The 23,196-nt window shown below is 41.5% G+C and carries 20 protein-coding genes; 3 read left to right on the forward strand and 17 right to left on the reverse strand.

The genetic code is table 11. The features are described 5' to 3' along the window. Positions 1-57: 57 nt before the first annotated feature. The 7 genes from glgA to DQM55_RS07920 form a co-directional block, all read right to left on the reverse strand. Positions 58-1,488: a glycogen synthase GlgA gene (gene glgA / locus DQM55_RS07890; protein ID WP_111676064.1), complete on the reverse strand. Its 1,431-nt coding sequence runs from the start codon at positions 1,486-1,488 to the stop codon at positions 58-60. Then, the gene (gene glgD, locus DQM55_RS07895) at positions 1,485-2,624 is read right to left on the reverse strand and encodes a glucose-1-phosphate adenylyltransferase subunit GlgD (protein WP_002906940.1); all 1,140 of its coding nucleotides are present in this window, start codon (positions 2,622-2,624) and stop codon (positions 1,485-1,487) included. Before glgD ends, glgA begins: the two co-directional genes overlap by 4 nt. Beyond that, entirely contained in the window at positions 2,614-3,756 is a 1,143-nt protein-coding gene (locus tag DQM55_RS07900; protein WP_004187682.1) for a glucose-1-phosphate adenylyltransferase, read from the reverse strand. The genes glgD and DQM55_RS07900 overlap by 11 nt, the downstream gene beginning before the upstream one ends. Positions 3,757-3,762: 6 nt before the next feature. Further along, positions 3,763-5,673: a 1,4-alpha-glucan branching protein GlgB gene (glgB, locus tag DQM55_RS07905; RefSeq protein WP_002902694.1), complete on the reverse strand. Its 1,911-nt coding sequence runs from the start codon at positions 5,671-5,673 to the stop codon at positions 3,763-3,765. A gap of 385 nt (positions 5,674-6,058) precedes the next feature. Continuing rightward, positions 6,059-7,483 carry an NADP-dependent glyceraldehyde-3-phosphate dehydrogenase gene (locus DQM55_RS07910; RefSeq protein ID WP_002910196.1) on the reverse strand — a complete coding sequence of 475 codons (1,425 nt, stop codon included), beginning with the start codon at positions 7,481-7,483 and terminating at the stop codon, positions 6,059-6,061. Between the two features lie 233 nt (positions 7,484-7,716). Continuing rightward, positions 7,717-9,450 (reverse strand): phosphoenolpyruvate--protein phosphotransferase, encoded by a 1,734-nt coding sequence (ptsP, locus tag DQM55_RS07915; protein WP_002896016.1) that lies wholly within the window; start codon positions 9,448-9,450, stop codon positions 7,717-7,719. Between the two features lies 1 nt (position 9,451). Next, positions 9,452-9,715: a phosphocarrier protein HPr gene (locus DQM55_RS07920; protein WP_002896017.1), complete on the reverse strand. Its 264-nt coding sequence runs from the start codon at positions 9,713-9,715 to the stop codon at positions 9,452-9,454. A gap of 598 nt (positions 9,716-10,313) precedes the next feature. Here DQM55_RS07920 and nrdH point away from each other — a divergent pair. The 3 genes from nrdH (at position 10,314) to nrdF (ending at position 13,968) form a co-directional block, all read left to right on the forward strand. Next, positions 10,314-10,532: a glutaredoxin-like protein NrdH gene (nrdH, locus tag DQM55_RS07925; RefSeq protein ID WP_002897920.1), complete on the forward strand. Its 219-nt coding sequence runs from the start codon at positions 10,314-10,316 to the stop codon at positions 10,530-10,532. 160 nt (positions 10,533-10,692) lie between these two features. Continuing rightward, positions 10,693-12,852 (forward strand): class 1b ribonucleoside-diphosphate reductase subunit alpha, encoded by a 2,160-nt coding sequence (nrdE, locus tag DQM55_RS07930; RefSeq protein ID WP_002915596.1) that lies wholly within the window; start codon positions 10,693-10,695, stop codon positions 12,850-12,852. Positions 12,853-13,008: 156 nt separating this feature from the next. Further along, entirely contained in the window at positions 13,009-13,968 is a 960-nt protein-coding gene (gene nrdF / locus DQM55_RS07940; RefSeq protein WP_002910202.1) for a class 1b ribonucleoside-diphosphate reductase subunit beta, read from the forward strand. 58 nt (positions 13,969-14,026) lie between these two features. Here nrdF and DQM55_RS07945 read toward each other — a convergent pair whose 3' ends face one another. The 10 genes from DQM55_RS07945 to DQM55_RS11885 all read right to left on the reverse strand — a co-directional run bounded on the left by DQM55_RS07945 (position 14,027) and on the right by DQM55_RS11885 (position 23,104). Beyond that, entirely contained in the window at positions 14,027-14,332 is a 306-nt protein-coding gene (locus DQM55_RS07945; protein ID WP_002900763.1) for a hypothetical protein, read from the reverse strand. 77 nt (positions 14,333-14,409) lie between these two features. Then, entirely contained in the window at positions 14,410-15,024 is a 615-nt protein-coding gene (locus tag DQM55_RS07950) for a DUF6287 domain-containing protein (protein ID WP_002900765.1), read from the reverse strand. A gap of 94 nt (positions 15,025-15,118) precedes the next feature. After that, complete coding sequence (locus DQM55_RS07955; protein WP_002902691.1) at positions 15,119-17,542, reverse strand: GBS Bsp-like repeat-containing protein; 2,424 nt, start codon at positions 17,540-17,542, stop codon at positions 15,119-15,121. A gap of 181 nt (positions 17,543-17,723) precedes the next feature. Next, complete coding sequence (locus DQM55_RS07960) at positions 17,724-18,659, reverse strand: helix-turn-helix domain-containing protein (protein WP_002904132.1); 936 nt, start codon at positions 18,657-18,659, stop codon at positions 17,724-17,726. Positions 18,660-19,010: 351 nt separating this feature from the next. After that, positions 19,011-19,928: a diacylglycerol/lipid kinase family protein gene (locus tag DQM55_RS07965; RefSeq protein ID WP_172454746.1), complete on the reverse strand. Its 918-nt coding sequence runs from the start codon at positions 19,926-19,928 to the stop codon at positions 19,011-19,013. 160 nt (positions 19,929-20,088) lie between these two features. Further along, positions 20,089-20,742, reverse strand: a complete 654-nt coding sequence (locus DQM55_RS07975) for a CPBP family intramembrane glutamic endopeptidase (protein WP_002896025.1) — start codon at positions 20,740-20,742, stop codon at positions 20,089-20,091. A gap of 21 nt (positions 20,743-20,763) precedes the next feature. Next, positions 20,764-21,465, reverse strand: coding sequence for a CPBP family intramembrane glutamic endopeptidase (locus DQM55_RS07980; protein WP_002896027.1), 702 nt, complete (start codon positions 21,463-21,465; stop codon positions 20,764-20,766). Further along, complete coding sequence (locus tag DQM55_RS07985; protein ID WP_111676068.1) at positions 21,462-22,004, reverse strand: DUF3267 domain-containing protein; 543 nt, start codon at positions 22,002-22,004, stop codon at positions 21,462-21,464. Before DQM55_RS07985 ends, DQM55_RS07980 begins: the two co-directional genes overlap by 4 nt. A 28-nt stretch (positions 22,005-22,032) precedes the next feature. Then, positions 22,033-22,797, reverse strand: coding sequence for a DUF3169 family protein (locus tag DQM55_RS07990; protein WP_002904127.1), 765 nt, complete (start codon positions 22,795-22,797; stop codon positions 22,033-22,035). Positions 22,798-22,894: 97 nt separating this feature from the next. Beyond that, positions 22,895-23,104, reverse strand: coding sequence for a helix-turn-helix transcriptional regulator (locus DQM55_RS11885; RefSeq protein WP_032909616.1), 210 nt, complete (start codon positions 23,102-23,104; stop codon positions 22,895-22,897). Positions 23,105-23,196 lie beyond the last annotated feature (92 nt).

Consider the following 23,196-nt stretch of genomic DNA (forward strand, 5'->3'; position numbering starts at 1 on the left):
TCCTCCCTTGTCCAATGGGCAAGAGAGGATTTGCTTATACTGATTCCAAAGTAAATGTTATAGGAGTGATTGATATAAATCACTATATGCCTTGCTGGCTGTATCCCAAGAGAAGTCTCTCTCCATCGCCTGCTTTTGCAGAGATTTCCAAGCTTCCTTGTCATCGGCATAAAGCCTGAGTGCTTCCTTGAAGGTCCAAGTCAGCCAGTAGCCAGAAAAGTTATTGAAGCTAAAGCCAGTTCCCTGTCCTGTATAGACATTGTAAGGCTCCACGGTATCACGCAGACCGCCCACTTCATGCACCAAAGGCAGGGTTCCGTAGCGCATAGCCATCATTTGTGACAAGCCACAAGGCTCGAAGCGGCTTGGCATGAGGAAAATATCGCTGGCAGCATAAATCTCCTGAGCCAAGGTCACATCAAAGAGGATGTTGGCTGAAAGCTTATCAGGATAGGCATGACCAAACCAAGCTAAAGCCTGTTCAAAAGCTGGATCCCCTGTTCCCAAGAGGATAATCTGCACATCTTCCTGGAGGAGATTGTGCAGCTCTTCCACTACCAAATCAAAGCCTTTCTGACGTGTCAAGCGGGAAACAATCCCAACAACAGGCACATCATCACGCACAGGCAGGCCAACTCGCTCTTGCAAAGCCCGCTTGTTTTCTAGTTTACCAGATAAGTCAGATTTGTCAAAGTGGTGGGCTAATAGCGGATCCGTTTCTGGATTATAGATATCCGTATCAATACCGTTGACAATTCCGACCAGCTTACCGGACTCCATCCGCAGGATTTGATCCAAATTGCAACCAAATTCTGGTGTACGGATTTCACCTGCATAGCTTGGTGATACAGTTGTCACTCGGTCTGCATAGAGAATACCAGCCTTCATCCAGTTGAGACAGTCATTCCAACGCAGGGTTCCGTCTGCATAGCGCTCATAGCCTACTCCAAATAGTTCCCAAAGCATGCTGTCAGGGAATTGACCTTGGAATTCCAAATTATGAATGGTCAAGACGGTTTTGATATTCTGATATGCTTGAATCCAATGGTATTTTTCCTTAACCAAGAAAGGAATCATAGCTGTATGATAATCGTGAACATGCAGAACATCCGGAATGAAATCAATCCGCTCCATCAGCTCAACCGCTGCTAACTGGAAGTAAGCAAAGCGCTCACCATCATCAAAGTCTCCATAAACATGACCGCGGAAGAAATAATGCTGATTGTCAATAAAATAGAAGGACACACCATTCAAGACTAGGCGCTTAACCCCAACGTACTGGTGACGCCAGCCAACGCTGACTTCAAAGTAGAAAAGGTCTTCCACCTGGTCGCCAAATTTGGCATGGGTCATGTCATAGTAAGGCAGAATAACACCAACTTCATGGCCAGCCTTGACCAGTGATTTGGGGAGAGCGCCGATAACGTCTCCCAAACCACCTGTCTTAGAAAATGGAGCTCCTTCTGCTGCTGCAAATAAAATCTTCATCGAATTATGTCCTCTGTAACTTTTTGGCTCTTCTTGACTACGATTGGGTCTTCTGCAGTTCCGCGAATCACCACTCCTTCGCCAATTTCAACACCCTTGTCCACAATCGCGTACTCGACAGTTGCATTTTCTCCAACTTTCACTCGAGGGAAGAGAACACTGGATTTAACACTGCTTCCAGTCTTAATCTTGGTATTCCGTGAAATCACAGAATCGATGACCTCACCTTCCACAATGCTTCCTGACGCAAACTGGGAGCGAGATACTTTTGAAGACTCAGCATAGTAAGTTGGCTCTTCATTCTTAACCTTGGTGTAAATCTTTTGGTTCGGACTGAAGAGAGAGTAGAATTTCTTACTTTCAAGCATATCGATATTGGATCTGTAGTAGGTCTCTACAGAATAGATATTCGCCAGATAGCCTGTATATTCGTAGGCAAATGCCCCTTCCTGAGTTGCTAAATCACGCAAGACATAGCGCAGTTTTTGCGGGTGCTCTTTCTTAGCTTCTTCTTCCAGTTTTTCAATCAGCCATGGAGTATCTACCACAAAGATGTCTGTGGACATATTGAAGAGCTCAGCATCTTCTCGGCCATCAAAGAGTTTATGCCCTCTAACATGGTCCGTTTCGTCAATATCTAGGACAGCATTCACATCCGAAATATTTTCCTTATGCAATTTCTTATAGACAACTGTAATAGGCTGCTCTGTTGTATTGTGCAAGTGGAAAACTTGATTGAGGTCAATATTAACCAGGATATCGCAGTTAAGTGCAACCGTTTGGTTGGAACCGGAACGTTTCAGGTAGGTCAAAAGCTGATCATAGTATTCCTCACCGACTGTAGAACTTTCTACACGGGTATTGTAGATTCCCAAGTAATAGTGGCTGAGCAAGGTAGACAGACCCCACTCACGACCAGAACGAATATGGTCAAAAACAGAGCTGATATTGTCCTGCTGGAAGATACCAAAGACACTGCGGATACCAGCATTGGCAAGACTTGAAAGCGGGAAGTCAATCAAGCGGTATTTCCCACCGAATGGCAAGCTGGCTACTGGACGATGATTTGTCAGAGTTGACATATCATGGAAGCCGACTGTGTTTCCTAAAATTGCTGAGTATTTATCAATCTTCATCTTTTGGTACCCCCACTTTCTCGTTGTATCCGACAACATATACTTCCTCTGTACCATCAATCTCTACACCATCAGAGATGATAGCACCTTCGCCGATAATGGCCCGCTTGATCTTAGCGTCTTTGCCAATAACAGCTCCACTCATGATAACAGAGTCTTCAATGACTGCCCCCTTTTTGACCTGAGCACCAGTAGAAAGAATAGAGTGTTTTACTGTACCGTCAACGAAACAGCCATCAACGACCAGCGAGTCTTCCACGTGGGAATTTTCACTGATGAAGTTTGGCGGAGAAATCAAGTTGCGAGAATAAATTTTCCAGCGACGATTGCGGCTATCCAGAGCATTTTCTGGGCTGATGTATTCCATGTTGGCTTCCCAAAGAGACTCTACTGTACCAACGTCTTTCCAATAGCCTTCAAAATCATAAGCATAAACGCTTTCGCCAGATTCAAGGTAGTTAGGGATAACATTCTTACCAAAGTCAGACATATCCACATTGCTCTTTTCAGCAGCTACCAGCATATTGCGCAGACGCTGCCAGTCAAAGATATAAATCCCCATAGAAGCCTTGGTTGACTTAGGATTTTCTGGTTTTTCCTCAAATTCAACAATCCGATTATTAGCATCTGTATTCATGATGCCAAAACGGCTGGCTTCTTTGAGAGGCACATCCAAAACGGCAACTGTCAGGCTGGCATTGTTGTCCTTGTGAGATTGAAGCATGTCATCGTAGTCCATCTTATAGATATGGTCCCCAGACAAAATCAGGACATATTCAGGATTAATGCTGTCGATATAGTCGATATTTTGATAAATCGCATGGCTGGTACCTTCAAACCAGCGATTTCCTTCGCTCGCAGAATAAGGCTGAAGAATGGACACGCCTGAGTTAATACCATCAAGCCCCCAGCTAGAACCATTTCCGATGTGACTGTTCAGAGCTAATGGCTGGTATTGAGTAATGACACCGACATTGTGAATACCGGAGTTGGCACAGTTAGACAAGGCGAAGTCAATAATACGATAGCGGCCGCCAAACTGTACCGCAGGTTTTGCGATACTCTGTGTGAGCTTTCCAAGACGAGTTCCTTGCCCGCCGGCAAGAATCAAAGCTAGCATTTCATTCTTCATAGACTATTACTCCTTTGTGGAATCTTTTTTAACATTTTTACGAGCAATCCGACGCTTGATCTTCCAGATGCTGGCTCCAAGAGCTGGCAGTGTAAAGGTCAAGGTCTGTGGATAATCTTTCCAAAGTCCTTCTTGAGACTGAACTGTTTCGTTATGTTCCTTCCAAACACCTCCCCATTCTTCTAATTCAGTGTTCCATACTTCTTCATAAATGGCTTCCACTGGAACACCAATGGTAAAGTTCTTCCGCTCTACCGGCGCCATATTAAATACACAAACTAACATATCTCCTTTTTCCGTCTTACGGATGAAGGAGAGGACACTTTGATCGGTATTATCCGCATCAATGATTTCGATACCATCATAGCTCAGATCAATTTCCCAAAGCGGACGATTGTCTTTATAAAAGGCATTGAGTGCAGCAGTGAAGCCCTGCATCTTCTTGTTCATCTGATCGTCCAGATTCGACCATTCTAGTTGCTCTTCCGACTTCCATTCTAAGAACTGACCAAATTCTGAACCCATAAAGAGCAATTTCTTGCCCGGATGGCAAATCTGATAGGTCAGCAAGTTGCGGAGACCTGCAAATTGATTGTAACGGTCACCCCACATCTTGTGCATGAGACTCTTCTTACCGTGAACCACTTCGTCGTGCGAGAATGGCAGGAGGAAGTTTTCAGAGAAAGCGTACATAAAGCTAAAGGTCACCAGATTAAAATCGTACTTACGATAAATCGGATCTTCTTCGTAGAAACGAAGGATATCATTCATCCAGCCCATATTCCACTTGTAGTCAAATCCAAGACCACCCAGCTCTCTCATACCAGTAATCTTGGTCTCTGAGGAACTTTCCTCTGCAATCATCATGACATCAGGATGGGCTAGCTTGATAACCGTATTGAGGCGTTGCAGGAAGTAATAGCCTTCATAATTGCGATTGCCGCCATCTTTATTTGGCTGCCATGGACCACTGTCATAGTCCAGATAGAGCATATTGCTGACAGCATCAACCCGAATCCCATCCAGATGGTAAAAATCAATCCAGAATTTAATGCTGGAAATCAAGAAAGACTGAACTTGATTTTTACCCAAATCAAAGTTGAGAGCACCCCAGCCATAGTTATGAGCCCGATCGTGATCCTGATACTCGAAAGTCGGTGTCCCGTCATAGTAGGCCAGAGCATCATCATTAATAGTAAAGTGACCTGGTACCCAGTCCACAATGACACCAATATTGTTCAAGTGACATTCTTCGACGAAGTCTTGAAATTCCTCAGGTGTGCCATAGGTATGCTCAAAGGCAAAGTAGCCCATGAGCTGATAGCCCCAGCTAAGTCCCAGCGGATGAGCCATAAGCGGCATGAATTCCACATGCGTGTAGTTCATCTCCACCAGATACGGAATCAAGTCTTCTTTTAACTGGGCAAAGCTATAAGGACTGCCGTCTTCATTGCGTTTCCACGAGCCGGCATGCACTTCATAGATATTGACCGGCCGAGAGAAGAAGCCCCAGCGCTTCCGGCGTGCCAGCCAAAGACCGTCTTTCCACTTCTTCTCAGGAATAGTGCGAATAACTGCTCCAGTACCCGGACGCTCTTCCAGATAGATAGCCAGCGGATCAATTTTTAAAATTTCCTGACCACTGCTACGCTTGATATTGTACTTGTAAATATCTCCTTCCTTAGGCAGCTCCGTGAAGACTTCCCAAACGCCCGCTTCATTTCGGACCATAGGAATCTGCTCTTCATACCAATTGGTGAAATCTCCAATCAAATGGACACTCTGAGCATTAGGCGCCCAAACGCGGAAAGAGTAGCCAGACTTGCCGTCCACTTCATCCTGATGCGCCCCTAGATAATGCTGCAAATGAAAGTTTTCACCTGTTGTAAAGGTTCTTAATGCTTCGTTCTTATCCATGTAATCACCTTTCTATTTGTAAGCGTTTTCTATAATACTATTCTACATTATTTTTATCTCTTTTTCAAGTAAATTTCAAATATCCTTACGGAAAATCACTAAAACCGAACATTAGCTAAAATTAGTAATAAATGAGAGAGAAAACACTGCATTTTGTGCCTCTAAGTATGTTTTTATTCCTTTTTCGCTAAATATAGGAGCTATCCAAAACAAGAAAAAGATGAAAATTTTCATAAAGATATAGACCAATATGTAAATTTACATTTTAAAATAATAAGCAATTAAACATATAAATGCTTGATTCTTTTCAAATCATGAGGTAATCTTATTAGATTTACAAGTTCATCAATGTAAGAAAAAAGGCCGCACAAAGCCGCCTTTCTCATTATTTCACATCAAACACGATGGATTTCACTTGTGTCATCGCTTCGATACTGTAACGAATCCCTTGCACTCCTGCTCCAGATCCCTTAACTCCAAGGAATGGGAAGTTATCTGGACCACGTTGGGTCTTATTATTGATATGTACAGTACCCACTTCCAGTTTCTCAGCAATTTCAAATGCTTTAGGGAAATCATTTGTAAAGACTGAAGATTGAAGACCAAACTCTGACTGGTTACAGATCTGAATAGCCTCTTCAACGGAAGTCACACGAATAATCGGAAGAACAGGACCAAATGGCTCTTCCCAAGCTAATTTCATATCCAGTGTCACATGGTCAAACAAGGCAGGCCAGATGAGATTTGCTTCACGTTTGATTTCTGTCAAGGCTGACGCTCCCTTTTCCTGAGCATCTTCAATCAAGCCCCAGATGAAATCTGCTGATGCATTATCAATGACTGGTGTGATATCCGCATTATCAAAGGGATCCCCAACCGTCAGTTTCTCTACCTCTGCCTTAATCAGCGCCGCTAATTTGTCTGCTACGCTCTCCATGACAATGACACGTTTAATAGCCGTACAGCGCTGGCCAGAATAACTGTATGCCCCGCCAACAATCTGCTTAGCTGCATGCTCCAAGTCAGCATCTTCCAGCACAACTGCAGCATCCTTACCACCCAATTCTAACATAATTGGACGCATACCAGCTAACTTCCCGATGCGCTCACCGATTGGGGTGGAGCCAGTAAAGTTAATGTAGTTTACTTCCTTATGCTCAATGATGTAATCCCCGATTTCTGAACCACGTCCTGTGATGGTATTGAAAACTCCAGCAGGCAGACCAGCCTCAGCAAAAGCTTGAGCCAGGAGCAGACCAGAAATTGAACCTTGAGTAGGTGGCTTAAACATCACGACGTTTCCGCCGATAAGGGCAGGAGCAATTTTGGAACCAGACAGGTTGACTGGGTAGTTAAATGGCGCAATGGCCAGTACAACTCCTACAGGCTCACGACGAACCACAGCCAGTTTTTTCTTACTGGCAGCTTCAAAGCCGCCACCTTCCATAACCTGACCGTGAATACGAATGCCTTCTTCAGCCGCATAGCGAATCAAGTCTGCTGTCCGGACTACCTCTCCGACTGCCGCTTTGATCCCCTTGGCAACTTCTTTTGCAAGAATTTCGCCAATCTTCTCCTGATCACGCTCCAAAATATCCGCAACCTTATGCAAATAAGCTGCACGTTCAACTGCTGAAAGAGCTCGCCAAGCTGGCAAAGCCGCACGAGCGCTTGCCATCGCATAGTCAACCTCTGCCTGAGTCATGGCAGGCACAGTTCCTAAAATCTCATTGTTGATAGGAGATGAGATGGTAATTTCATTTTCAGAAACTTTCCACTCTCCATTTATATAGTTTTTATATTGTGTCACTTGTCCCCTCCAAAATGTTATTAAATATTATTTTACCAAATTTTCTGAAAATTTCAACCAAAAGTTATAAATTTAAAGAATTTTTTCACAATTAAGATAGATTGTCTAAGTTTGTTCATATTATATCTGATTATTTCTATTTTCTTTGATTTCAACTTTCTGAACAAACTTCACTATGCCTTTGAAGAAAACTAAAAAAGACCAGGAAAAACTCCCTGATCTTAATTTTCAGATTAATCGAAGTCCAGATATTCTTTTTCAAGCTCAAGAACTTCTTCCATCGTTGCACATTCAGTCAGTGCACGCTGAGCCAGTTCTTCCATCTTCTTCGTATCCAGCTTCTTCATGAGGCTACGAGTCCGAAGGACAGAAGTCGCACTCATAGAGAATTCATCCAAGCCCATACCTACGAGCAATGGCACCGCTGTTTGGTCGCCGGCCATTTCTCCACACATACCCGCCCACTTGCCTTCAGCATGAGCTGCTTTGATAACATTGTTAATCAAGCGAAGGATAGATGGGTTGTAAGGTTGATAGAGGTAAGAGACTTGCTCATTCATCCGGTCAGCTGCCATAGTGTACTGGATCAAGTCGTTGGTACCGATAGAGAAGAAGTCTACTTCCTTGGCAAATTGATCCGCCAACATAGCTGCTGCTGGGATTTCAATCATAATCCCCACTTGGATATTGTCTGCTACTGCAACGCCTTCAGCTTGCAGCTTAGCTTTCTCTTCGTCATAAACCGCTTTAGCTTTGCGGAATTCTGTTAGAAGGGCTACCATTGGGAACATGATGCGCAATTGTCCATGTACAGAAGCACGCAAGAGAGCGCGGATTTGTGTACGGAACATAGCATCGCCAGTTTCAGAGATAGAGATACGCAAAGCACGGAAACCAAGGAATGGGTTCATTTCATGCGGCATATCGAAGTAAGGAAGCTCCTTATCTCCACCAATATCCATCGTACGAACAACAACTGGTTTTCCATTCATGCCTTCAAGCACAGCCTTGTATGCTTCATACTGCTCATCTTCTGTCGGGAAGTCTTGAGAATCCATATAAAGAAACTCAGTCCGGTAAAGACCAACTGCTTCTGCACCGTTAGCATTGACACCTTCAACGTCTTTTGGTGTACCGATATTGGCAGCCAATTCGAAGTGCTTGCCATCTGCAGTCACAGTCTGAGCATCCTTAAGCAATTCCCATTCAGCTTTTTGCTTAGCATAAGCCTCACCAGCTGCTTTAAATGCTGCGATTTGCTCTTCAGTTGGGTTGATAATCACTTCACCGGTGATACCGTTAGCTGCGATCACATCGCCGTCTTTTACAAGTTCAGTAATGTTATTAGTTCCCAATACTGCTGCGATTTCAAGCGTACGTGCCATGATAGCAGAGTGGCTTGTCCGTCCGCCGATATTGGTTACAAAAGCTTTAACAAATTTCTTATCCAGCTGTGCTGTATCAGAAGGAGTCAAGTCATGAGCAATCACAACTGATTCTTCATTGATAGACGCTGGGTTTGGCAATTTCTTGCCCAAAAGGTTAGCAAGAACACGTTTTGTCACGTCGCGGATATCTGCCGCACGTTCCTGCATATATGGATTGTCGTCCATGTTTTCAAAGAGAGTGATAAACATGTCCGTTACTTCTTTCAGACCAGCTTCTGCATTGGTCTTTTTCGCACGGATTGTTTCTTTGATTTGCCCAACCATTTCAGGGTCAGCAAGTACCATTAAGTGAGCGTCAAACACCTGAGCGGCTTCCTCACCAAGGCTATCTACTGCTTTCTCACGGATAACAGAAAGCTCGTTCTGTGAAGCTTCAAGAGCTGCATCCAAACGAGCCTCTTCTGCATTCGTATCTTCGACTGAAACAGTCTCAAATGATAAATCCGGTTGAACTAATAGATATGCCTTAGCAACGGCAACACCGTCAGATGCTGCAATTCCTTTAAGCATTTCTGTCATATTAAGCCAATCCTTCTTTTTCCATTGTTTCAGAGATTGCAGCGATAGCATCGTCTGCATCTGCACCTTCAGCTGAGATCTTAACATCAGCTCCTTGGCCAACACCGAGACTCATAACACCCATGATAGATTTCAAGTTTACTGATTTACCTTTGTATTCAAGCGTGATGTCTGAAGCGAATTTGCTAGCAGTTTGAACCAACAAAGTTGCTGGACGTGCGTGAATACCTGTTTCTGCTACAATGTGGAAATCTTTAGAAGCCATAGTTAGACTCTCCTTTTAAATAATTCTTTTTGAGTTATTGTGATAACCCTTACAAGTTGATATTATATCACCTTTTGAAATCTTTTTCAAGAATTTTATAGCCCGCTTACAAAATATTTCTTAGGAAATGAAAACTCTTCTTATTATATTGAAGGTGGAATTTCCAAGCAAAAGCCCCTATCTTTCAGCTTTTATTCAAACATTTCTTCCAGCAAGTTTTCAATCATAAATTTCTTATTTTTATATTCTTAATTTCCATAAATTAAGAATATAAACTCCTCCCTCCACTCCTGCTAGTGATTCCCTAAATTCTGTAACACAAGATATTGGATTTTGGTTTTTGGGAGGAAAAGCCACCAGTCATTTGTCTAAAGTTTTAAGACTTGTTTAAGCATTGCCGCATCAGCATTTTGCTCCTTTTCTGCAATTTTTCACTTCTTTTCATTGTTTATGTAAACACTATATATTGTATTGTAATCTATCCTATAACAAAATATCACACAATATTTAGTTCAAAACTATTGACATTCTATTTTCTTTTAGATATACTAGTTTCGTATTATTTAAAAGAAAAAACGAAAGTTTAGAGGAATTTTTAATGGTAACTATTTACTCAAAAAACAACTGCGTTCAGTGCAAAATGACCAAGCGCTTCTTAGATACTAATCATGTAGAATACCGCGAAATCAACTTGGATGAACAGCCAGAATTCATTGACCATGTCAAAGATCTTGGTTTCAATGCTGCTCCTGTGATTCAGACAGCAACTGAGGCATTTTCTGGTTTCCAACCTGGTAAATTGAAAAAACTGTCTTAATGTAGTTTATTTTGAGGGCAGCACGCCTTGATTGGGAGATAAACTAAAAGACAGATTATCAGGGCAAACTGCAGCTCCTATGCTCATAGGGGCCGTTTCTTTTGTAAGGCGGATATTTTTCCGCTAGCTAATTATCTTATTTATATAGAAAAGGAAAAACATGGGACTCAAACATTTAGAGGATGTGACATACTTCCGACTCAACAACGAAATCAACCGTCCAGTTAATGGTCAGATTATGCTTCATAAAGATCAAGAAGCCTTAAAAGCTTTTTTTAAAGAAAACGTTGAGCCAAACACCAAGCAATTTTCTTCTATCACAGAAAAAATTAAATATTTAATAGAAGAAAACTATTTGGAGAAGGAATTTATTGAACTTTATTCTCCGGAATACATCGAGGAGCTGACTGCTTTTATCCATGCTCAAGATTTCAAGTTTAAATCTTTCATGGCAGCTTATAAGTTCTACAACCAGTATGCACTGAAGACCAATGATGGTGAATACTATCTGGAAAGCATGGAAGATCGGGTACTCTTCAACGCCCTCTACTTTGCCAACGGAGATGAAGCCATTGCCAAGGATATTGCCAATGAGATTATCCACCAGCGCTATCAACCGGCGACACCAAGCTTCCTCAACGCTGGTCGGGCTCGTCGCGGTGAATTGGTTTCTTGCTTCCTCATCCAAGTAACAGATGACATGAACTCAATCGGCCGCTCCATCAACTCTGCCTTGCAACTCTCTCGTATCGGTGGCGGGGTCGGTATTTCCCTCAGCAATCTACGGGAAGCTGGAGCACCTATCAAGGGTTATGAAGGAGCTGCATCTGGCGTTGTACCTGTTATGAAACTCTTTGAGGACAGTTTCTCCTACTCTAACCAGCTGGGCCAACGTCAAGGAGCTGGGGTTGTTTACCTCAATGTCTTCCACCCAGATATCATTGCCTTCCTTTCTACTAAGAAAGAAAATGCTGACGAAAAAGTTCGGGTTAAAACCCTCTCACTCGGTGTTGTCATTCCGGATAAGTTCTATGAATTAGCGCGCAAGAATGAAGAAATGTACCTCTTCAGCCCCTATTCTGTTGAACGCGAGTATGGAGTGCCATTTGCCTACCTTGACATCACTGAAAAATACGATGAATTGGTCGCTAATCCAAATATCACTAAGACCAAGATCAAGGCCCGTGATTTGGAAACAGAAATTTCCAAACTCCAACAAGAATCTGGCTATCCTTATGTCGTAAACATTGATACGGCCAACCGTTCAAATCCAATCGACGGTAAAATCGTCATGAGTAACCTTTGCTCTGAAATCCTGCAGGTGCAAGAGCCTAGCCTTTTGAATGATGCGCAAGAGTATCTTCACCTAGGAACAGATGTGTCATGTAACTTAGGCTCTACTAACGTTGTCAATATGATGACTTCACCTGACTTCGGAAAATCTATCCGAACTATGACACGCGCTTTGACCTTTGTCACAGACAGCTCGCACATCACAGCTGTGCCTTCTATCGACAATGGTAACAGTCTGGCGCATACCTTTGGTCTGGGAGCTATGGGACTGCACAGCTACTTGGCACAGCAGCTGATCGATTATGGATCAGCGGAAGCTGTAGAGTTCACTAGCATCTACTTTATGCTTATGAACTACTGGACTTTAGTTGAGTCTAACAATATCGCTCGCGAGCGTGGCGTGACCTTCCATAACTTTGAAAAATCTGACTATGCTAACGGAACTTACTTTGACAAATACCTGACAGGTGAATTTGTACCTAAGTCTGACCGTGTCAAAGAACTCTTCGCAGGCATCTTTATCCCATCTGCAGAGGATTGGGCAGAGTTGCGTGACAAGATCAAGGCTGATGGTCTCTACCACCAAAACCGCTTGGCCGTTGCACCAAATGGCTCTATCAGCTACATCAATGACGTTTCTGCTTCAATTCATCCAATTACTCAACGGATCGAAGAACGTCAAGAAAAGAAAATCGGTAAAATCTATTATCCTGCTGCTGGTCTGTCAACTGAGACTATCCCTTACTACACCAGCGCCTATGACATGGATATGCGCAAAGTTATCGATGTTTATGCAGCCGCAACTGAGCACGTGGACCAAGGTCTTTCCCTGACTCTCTTTATGCGCAGCGATATCCCTAAAGGCCTCTACGAATGGAAAAAAGAAAGCAAGCAGACGACCCGCGATCTTTCTATCCTGCGCAACTATGCCTTCAACAAGGGTATCAAATCCATCTACTACGTCCGTACCTTCACTGACGATGGTGGCGAAGTCGGTGCCAACCAATGTGAAAGCTGTGTCATCTAGCAAGAGATTTTAGAAAAAGAAAAGGAAATTCGACCATGTCATAATTTTACTTTCCTCATTATGGACAGGAAGGTAAAATCGTGGAGTATTGGGGTAGTATCCAAGAAGTGATAGCTGATACCCCATCAGGTCGTACCATCTACTAAAGGAGAAAGAATGCAAACTTACTACAAAGCCATTAACTGGAACGCTATCGAAGATGTCATCGATAAGTCCACCTGGGAAAAACTGACTGAGCAATTTTGGCTGGATACGCGGATTCCCTTATCCAATGACCTGGATGACTGGAGAAAGCTGTCCCACAAGGAAAAAGACCTAGTCGGCAAGGTCTTCGGTGGCCTGACCCTGCTGGATACCCTCCAGTCTGAGTCTGGTGTGGATGCCCTGCGCAAGGATGTCCGCACAGCCCACGAAGAAGCTGTCTTCAACAACATCCAATTTATGGAGTCCGTTCACGCCAAGTCCTACTCTTCTATCTTTTCTACGCTCAACACCAAGTCAGAAATCGATGAAATCTTTGACTGGACCAACACCAATCCATACCTGCAAAAGAAAGCTGAGATTATCAATGAGATTTACCTGAACGGTACAGCTCTGGAAAAGAAAATAGCCAGCGTTTTCTTGGAAACCTTCCTCTTCTACTCTGGTTTCTTCACTCCGCTCTACTATCTGGGTAATAACAAACTGGCCAACGTTGCTGAAATTATCAAGCTGATTATCCGTGACGAGTCTGTCCATGGAACCTATATCGGCTACAAGTTCCAGCTAGCCTTTAACGAGCTGCCAGAAGACGAGCAAGAAAAACTCAAAGAATGGATGTACGACCTGCTCTACACCCTCTATGAAAATGAAGAAGGCTACACTGAAAGCCTCTATGACACAGTCGGCTGGACTGAAGAAGTCAAGACCTTCCTGCGCTACAATGCCAACAAGGCTCTGATGAATCTAGGGCAAGATCCGCTCTTCCCTGACTCAGCAGACGATGTCAATCCTATCGTCATGAACGGTATCTCAACCGGTACTTCCAACCATGACTTCTTCTCCCAAGTGGGTAACGGCTACCTGCTAGGCGAAGTTGAAGCCATGCAGGATGACGACTATAATTACGGTTTATAAGACAAAGACCCCCTCTTTCCAAAATACGGAAAGAGGGGGTCTTTGACTGACTATTAATCTATTGACTATCATAGATATATTCTTCCAGATGTTCTGCGACTGTAATCTCAACTCCAACATCAGATGTTAGATAAATCACGGTACAGTCATGAGCTGGGACAATAGGAAATAAAAAGGGCTTCATATTTTGATAAATTCTATACATCCGCCTTTGACTCGTTGGATTTTCAAGATAAAGCTTGCTGTCACCACCAGAAAAGTCAGCTGGCAGAAGGGCATAATAAGCTACCAAAGCTCCATTTTCATCCAATACTCTAGTCTTATTTAAATCCTCAGCTATTTTTTTCATCATTAAAGTAGCCATCTTTTCCTCCCTTCATGTTTTTTATCCAAATAAAGGTGGAGCTAGGAACATCATCCCTAACTCCACTTATGCAGTCACTAATTAGATACGCGATAATACGGATGCTGGGAAGCAGTGATAGCATCTTGTCCAACTCGAATCTGTGCTTTAGGATTCTCGTTTCCAGTATCAGGCAAAACAGCTCCTTCTGGAATTACTAAAAAGGTTGCGCTACTGCTACCAGCAGTATAAGCAAGAGTAGATACATAACTACCATCGCTTACTTGACCTTTTAGTAAAGTATAATCGCTGGATTCTTTTCCATTCAGAGTATGAGAAACGACCCCTTGATTATTCAATACTATCGCATCCCCCAAATCATTTTGCCAAGTACCGGCTACAGTCGAAAAATCTCCTGCTGCCAAAGCATTGACATCGATACCCGCTGCTGGAGTGGCTGGGTCTTTCGTGTCAGACTTTGTTTCATTTTTAGGCTGAGCTTCAGAAGATACTGACGCTGCATCAGTTTCATCTGGGCTAGCTGATGGAACAGCTTTCGCTTCAGACTTAGAATCTGATTTAGAAGTTTGAACTGTTTGGCTAGAGCTATTACTTTGAGATGTTTGCTTGTCCTGCTGTTTACTGCAAGCACCAAGCAAGATAATGGAAGAAGTGAGTGCAGTCGCAAGAAACATTAATTTTGCATTTTTCATAAAAGAGGCCTCCTCATGAATTAATACCTTTTTGTAATCTTATTGTAACATTTTGAATTAATAAAATCAATAATCATATTGAAATATTATAAAATTAATTTATTGCTACATAACGACGGCTACCACTATACCCAACATAGCTAATCCACTGATGACCATCTGCAATAAAAGTTTGATCATAAAAGACTGTGCTCCCTTTGTCAAAGTTTGCTAGTTCTGGACTTGATATTTTAGCTTCAGACCGAATAGAAGCATAGCCTTGAAAAACGTAATTCCCTTTTGATGGAATAGATATAGTTGGTAATGCGACTTCCGTAGTAGCTGAGCCGGCACCTACAAGTTTTCCATCATCCTGAACGTAGTACAGGTGGACGTTGTATTTCCCTGTGGAATTTTTATGATCACTTACTTTAATAGTCTGTTTGTAAGTCCCATCTGGTTGCTTGCTAGCAGTGTACCAAACCACGTCATCCTGGTCATTGGCAGCAGACCATGTAGGTACCTTTACTTCTTTTACACCACCAGGATTAGAAACATTAGACACAATAATATCAAAGGTACCTGTCTTTGAAGTATTATTCCGAATAGTAATAGTTCCTGTCGGCCGGATTAATTCCTTATCCAAGGAGACTTCTGTCGTCGTTCCTGTTACACAAATCATTTGGCCATTATTTTGAACATAGTATAAATGCACATTATATTTTCCAGTGGAATATTTATGATCGCTAGCCTTTATTGTCAATTTGTAAGTGCCATCCGATTGTCTTTTAGGAGTATACCAAATAATATCATCTTGATCATTCGCACTAGACCATGTAGGTACTTTTACTTCTTTTACACCACCAGGATTGGAAATGTTAGATATAACAACATCAAAGGTTCCTGTTTTTGAATTATTATTTTGAATAGTAATTTTCCCTTCAGGCTTCTTAATAGAAACGGTAGTCTTCGTTCCCCCAGCTCCAACCATTTCCCCATTATTTTGAACATAATATAGATGGATATTATACTCTCCCGTAGAACCTTTATGTTTATTTGCATTGACAGTTATTTTATATGTTCCATTAGGCTGTTTAGCAGCAGTGTACCAAACAATATCATCTTGTCCATTTTCACTTGACCAAGTTGGTAATTTCACTTCTTTCACACCATACGGGCTAGAGACATCAGATACAATGACATCAAAAGTCCCTGTCTGAGCATTATTGTTTTGGATAGTCAAGGTTCCCTTTAAAGGAGCCTTTGTCTTTGTTACTCCAATGGCAATATATCTACGATTTCCAGCAAAGGAGAGATAGCTAATCCATTGATGGCCATCTGCTTCCAATTTACGATCATATGTAACAGTTTGTCCTGCATCATAATAAGCTAATTCAGGACTAGACATCTTAGGCTCAGCTTTAATGGAGGCTCTTTGAGTGAAATGATACACTCCACTGGCAGGGATTCCTTGATTATCAGAAGGCTGGGAAATCGGTGTGGATGTACCTCCAATGATATCTTTAAAATGTATAAAGCCTGAGATTGAACTTGCAGCAACTACTCTGCGATTATAACTTTTACTCCAAGCATAGTTATATTCTTCAATTTCTACATTATTTCCCAATACATTGGACACCCATGCTACATGTCCGTAACTTCCATCATCAATCCAAGCGACTGAGCCAAGAGCTGGATGATTATCTACCCTGTATCCTTCTCTTCTTGCCCGATATCCCCATTCACCGCCATTTCCGTACGCACGAGGAATGTTAAAACCATTAACTGAACTTAATCTATAAGCAGTAAATGAAGTACAATTTTTAACAATAAGTCCCCAATCGTCCGCAGCATAATCAGGGAGATTTTTAAACCTTACTGGATAATCATCGCCTCGAGCGATTGAACCATTCCCTGTAGCCAGTAAAGTCGTATGTCCAGTCCCGTTTGCAACTTTACCAACAGTTGTTTTGAGAGTTGTTTTTTCTTCTTTAGTTGCACGGCGGCGGCTGACATCATTAACAATTGAGGTGGCTGGCTTATCTACATTCGAAGCGGCATAGCCACGTGTTACTAAATGTTTAGGATTAGTAGGATCATCTATAACTGGATTTATTTCAACAGTTTTCTGTTTTTCATTAACTGTTGAAGTTTGATCAGAAACAGGCTCAGTGTTGATTGGAATATCATTTGCATTTGTCGCTTTATTTTCAGTTTCTAGTGGTTCAGGAACTTCAGAAGTTACTCCATTTTCAATACTAACTAAATTGTTATTTACAGCATTTTTTGTTTCCGATTCAATATCAGAACTTACTGTTGCATTTGACTTTTCTGAAACACTCTGATTTGTGTCCACAGCTATGTCAGAAGGTGCTGTAGAAACTACTGAATCAGTACCAGTTGGCGAAATTACTTGATCAGCAGCAACTGTTTGAGTCCCTGCAAATAATAATGTTCCTAGAAGCACTGAAACTGCTCCTAGAGAATATTTACGAATAGAAAAACGTTGAACCTGCTTATTAAAAAATTGATTTTTCATTTTATTTGCTCCCTTTATTAATCTTTGTGCACGACAACATTTAATTTCCTAAAGCCAAAACCAAATCATGGCGAGATAATAAGAAATCCTAAACATGTGATTCTCTCCTTTCCTATTTAACTTTTTCCATGTTTCAATTATAGACTCAATTACAAATAAAAAACAGGACATAGATGTCCTGCTAGCCTTGATGATAGAGCCGAAGTTCTTTATTCCACTCCTCAGCCATTTTTTTAGATAGAAAAGTATGACCTAACAATCTTGCCAGTGTCAGTCCCTCTTCATAGTATTGTTGAGCTTTTTTCTCGTCCTTGTGTACGAAAAGCTCATATTCTCCCTCTAACATTCTTATCAGCGGTTTCTTTTGATAGTCCTCTGTCAATTCCATGATTACATTAAGTTTGTTGAGCGTATCTTTTGTATAAATGAACTCTTTTCGCTCGCACTCAATACCTGGGATTGTCAGTAGAGCATCTCGCATGAGAAAGAGATATTCATTTGGAATATAGTCAACTGACTGCAGTAATCGCTGAGCGATTCTTGCATATAATTCCTTATCAAACTTAGCTGACCGAATCTCCTCTTCATCTCCCACATAGATCTGATAGAGCTGGATGTAGAGTAAATCATTCACGTCATAATGCTTTTTACTCTGCAAATCGTCCAAATGCTGGGCAAAGAGAGTCATTCCATACTTATGGAATTTCTCAGAAGTATAAGTATAAATCTTTGATTGCAAGATATCCATTACATTCTGCTCAGCTTCTGGCAAATCATCATAATAAACTTCAAAAATTTCATCTATGATATGCTCCAATTCGAACAAAGCTTCGGTATTGCCATAAGTGGTCGTCCGAATCAGCTTATACTTCAAGCGCTGATAGTCAGTAGGTAGAGCTACATCTTCTTTTTTACTTCCTGTCAAAGTTGTCAAATCGACCTCTAGACAGAAAGCCAGATATTCTAAAGTAGAAAGAGTAGGCTGGGAAATGCCTGACTCCAAACGGGTTAACTGCCGTATAGAAAGCTTTGACTCATCACCACACAATTGCTCCTTAGTCCAGCCCCTATTTAATCGAAGCTGTTTCAAATGCTGTCCAAATTCTTTTCCTTGCATCGTCAATCCCCTCCCAAATAAATCAGGAAACTTTTGGTTATGTTATCATGTTATTCTAGATTTATTATAGCATAATTGGAAAGATTTTACTAATAAAATTCCAAAAAGATTACTTCCTTTTCTCAGTGATGAAATCTACCTAACTGTTGCAACAGTTAGGTAGAGCGGAGCTATTGAGACCTTAGGCTCAATAGCTAGTCATGGAACTCTGCAGGAGGTCGCTGACATCCGCCATCACTTGAGAAAAGCATGTAAATCTAAAAATTAGTATATTACAAGTATTAAAGGACCCCAAACTTAAAAGTTTAGAGTCCTTCTACCATATTCTTTTTTGAGTCTAAACACAAAAAACTAGCAATACACATTCAAGTGAGATGGCAAGACACGAATCGTTACTGGCAATTGGTCACCCTCATCTCCGTCAACGTTGACGCTGAGCTCTGCCTTGTCATCAGCCAACTCAACTGTGATTTCCCTAAAGGTCAGATACTCGATATTATCACTTTCTTCTCCATTGCCCGAAATCAAATCCGGCACAGAAACCAAGGTGTCCAAGAGATTTTTATCCTTAAGATACAAAAGATGGAGCAAGCCGTCATTGACAGTAGCTTCAGGGAGAATGCTCTCGAAACCTCCGATAGAGTTGGTAGAGCCAATCAAGAGTGTACTGCTCTTTATCGTACGCTCTTCTCCATCAATATTTAAGTGAAATTCGTAAAAACTAGTATCCATCAACTGCTTGAAACCAGAGATAAAGTAGGCAAACTTGCCCCACTTGGTCTTGTCTTCTGAATCTACGTTGTTGATTGACTCAGGAATAGTTCCAATGGCAACCACATTCATAAAGTACTGGTCATTAATCTTGCCGATATCAAGTGGCTTGACTTTGTTGATATCCAGATTCTGAATGGCTTCTTCAGCGTCTAGAGGAATGCCGAGAGCACGCGCCAAATCATTGACTGTACCAAGTGGAAAGAAACCAAAAGTCGGACGATAGTCTAGTTCAGCCAGGCCGCTGATTCCTTCATTGACTGTTCCATCGCCGCCCATGACAAAGACGCTATCATAATGGTCTTCTGCTGCTTGCTTAGCAAAAGCTGCTGCGTCTCCGCCTTTTTCAGTATGCTTGACCACTACCTCATCGAAACATTTTGCCAGCTTTTCCCTTGCCAAGTCTTCATAGGACTTGGCTTTTTCGCCTCCCGAGCTAGGGTTGACAATTAATAGGACTTTAGACATAAGGAAACCTCTTTTCATTTGATAGCTCATTATACCATCTGGAAAACACTTTCACAACTATTTGAAACTGCTGGCTTTAGAAAAACCAGAAAAGCAGTTTGGTATTTAAACTCTATTCCACAGAAAAACACTTCCGCCATTAGATTGTCAAGTTAACTTGAGAAGTGCTGTCTTATATTTAGTTTTTCTATTAAAAGAAGACAATGAGAACAAAGGCAATGAGGTTATTGGCCAGATGTAAGGCCATTGAGTGGCGCAGATCCTTTTTAGATAGATAGCCTAAGCCAAAGATTGCCCCCAAGATGAAGTAAACCAGAAACTGGACTAGATTGCCCGGCATGTGCAGAAGAGAGAAGAAGCTGGCAGATACAGTTAAATAGAGCATGATTTTCGCCAAACTATTTTGGTCGGGAAAGAGAAACTTAGCCAAAAATCCTCGTGTCAGCAACTCCTCAAGAATAGGAGCAAAGATTACCATGTATAGGAAGGCAAAGACTGGCTGCTGCTGAATCAACTGCACAGCAGCATTCTGATTGGCAGAAGATTCAATAGGAACGAGCTGCTGGAAGATAATAAAAGCAAGCAAGAGGGCGCTGGGAAGCCAGATAGAACTGGTCAGCTTGGTATTTTTGATTTCCAGTTTCAAATCTTTCTGGTACCATTTCCACATGGCAAAAGAATAGAGACTCGCAAGTATGACAAAAATCAGCAAAATCAATAATTGAGAAAGTCCTCCTGTCAGGGAACCTATAGTGAAGACAACTATAGCCGAAAAGATATAAAAATAGGCCAAGAGGACAAGAATATAAAGGCCAAAATTAGTAAAGAAAGTTTTTAATTTCATAGTGATTCCTTATAGATTGATTTACTTAAACATAGCTAGCAGCAGTATTATAGCCATGGGGAGATTGTTCAGGATATGCACCAACATGGAATCTTTTATATTCCCCCGACGAGCATAGGACAAATAAAGAACCAGTCCAAGTGCAAAATAAATTGGGAACTCTGTCAATTGGGTGATATGAGGCAGAGTGAAGACCACAGAAGTCACAATAGCAGGCAAAACTTTTTGATTATTTTTGAAAAAGAAGGCAGTTCCAAAACCGCGGAAAATTAATTCTTCCATGATAGGAGCAATAAAAGCAATCGTTGCAACAAAGAGCAAAGCAAAGAAGATATGCTGCGAAGACATCATTCCCCCTAGCCCTTGTATGGCACTGTCATTACTGGTCTGGGAATTGCCGCTCAGGATGAGATTAAGATAAACACCAACAATAGCAGCCACTCTGGCAAGGAAAAAGAATAGAAAAGCAAAACCGATGTCCTTGCCAGACAGTTTAAATTTTTTCTTTTCTTCAGGTACATGCTTTTGGTATCGCCGCCATAAGCTACGAAAAATAAGGAAAACTAAAACCAGATACAAGGCTACCAATAAGATTTCTGCATAAATAGGTAAACTCTTCCCGAGCCTTAAGAATAGCATCGGAGCAACATTTATAAGGAGGCTAAGAGCAATTAAGCCTATCCATTTTACAAGTCCTAAAGCAGTTGATTTGAAGTTGTTCATTTTGTATTCTCCTTTTGATAAATATTAATACCGACTTCCGTATCCTCAACAGCTATATCACCCTTCTGCCGAAGAATAGCGACAGCCAGAAAAAAATCTCCTGCACAGCCGGCTGCATGGAAGCTAGCAAGAACGATATAAGAAGCCGCAGTTAAAATATGCAAGCCATAGATCAAGGTCAGGGCTAGGCTAATCAGAAAGAAAGGTGCCAGGATAATGACGAGCATCCTTTTCTGACTGTAACGACTGCCTGGGCTGGTCGCATAGGCCATGCCGCTTTTAAAACCAAACTTGACCTTGGTATTTTCATCCCCCAAGACCTTGAAGAAAAAGCCGTGGATCAGTTCATGGATGACCATTAGAACAAGGAGGTAGAATAAATCAAAGAAATGAAAAACTTCGCTGCCCTTGCCATACATCAGAATGGCAATCCAAGTAAAGAGGGCTAGAAAAGGGAAGATCAGCAGCACGGCCGTTATATTCAGAGCCAGATTGACCTTTTTATTATGGATAAAATCAAGTTCTTTCAGTAGTTTCATAGCCTCAACCTTTCATTGAAAAATAAACTTATTTGAAATATTTTCTTACCATTGGATAATACATAAGATTGATATAGATATGGATTACCACTAGGATGACAAAACCGGAAACGACATTGAGGGGTGTGAAGACTCCCACTATCCCTAAAATAACATAGAGGGCTGGCAGAAGTCTCTGATTTACATTGAAGAGAATGAGATAGCACTGTTCATAATTGGCTTGCAGCTCTGACTCATCATAAGAGAGGGCAAATTCTTTTATTTCCTCAGTAGTCGGAAAGGCTGATAGCTTATAGTGCCGCACCTTCTGAACTGTCTTTAAAAAGACAACTTGCAAAATAATATAAAGAAAGGCAATCGCATAATCTATAAAACTCCACTGAAGAGGGCTCTTATGATTAGTAATATTTCCAATAAAAACAACTCCAACTAAAATCGTAAAAAGAACGATAGCACTGCTGATATTAAAGACAATAGTCGCATATTCCAGATTTTTAAAGGTTAGCCGGTACCATTCATAATTCTTATCCTCATCTGCTTCTTTTTCATAGGCTTCATTGTATTTACGAGTCCGATAAATCAAGAAAAAGACCAAGGGATAGAGGATGATAAGGCTGGCCCTACCTAGCTGGCGCAGCAGTTGAACAGAAAAAATAGTCGACCAACTGATGTTTTTTAGCAGACCAGTTTCAGAAAACAAAATAGACAGACCACCTATTAAAGCTCCAGCTAGAAATATAAGGACATTATATAAAACTCTTTTCTGTGTAGATATACGTTTTTGCTCTTTCACGACTTCTTCTCCTTTATTTTTTTACAATAGATGATACAAGAATGCTGAGGCTGAAGGACTGTTTTAGCTCCTGTTGAAATGAATCTTAATTGGTTCTTCATTCTGCTTCCTCCACCAGCCGAAAGACATTCTCAACGTTTTCATTGAAAATATGGGCAATCTTAAGGGCAATCACAATCGACGGGGTATATTCGCCTCTCTCTATAAGGCTGATTGTCTGCCTGGAAACACCGGCCAGCCTAGCCAGTTCTGTCTGGTTGAGACCGTCACGCGCCCTCAACTCCTTGAGTCGATTTCTAAGCTGCATCATAAACTCCTTATTTATTATTCTCCCTTGGATAAAATCATTGTAACAGATTCTTTTCTTTTTGACAAGTATCTTTGTCAAAAAAATAATAA

This window comes from Streptococcus sanguinis (assembly GCF_900475275.1).
In the GTDB taxonomy this organism is placed as follows: Bacteria; Bacillota; Bacilli; order Lactobacillales; family Streptococcaceae; genus Streptococcus; species Streptococcus sanguinis_N.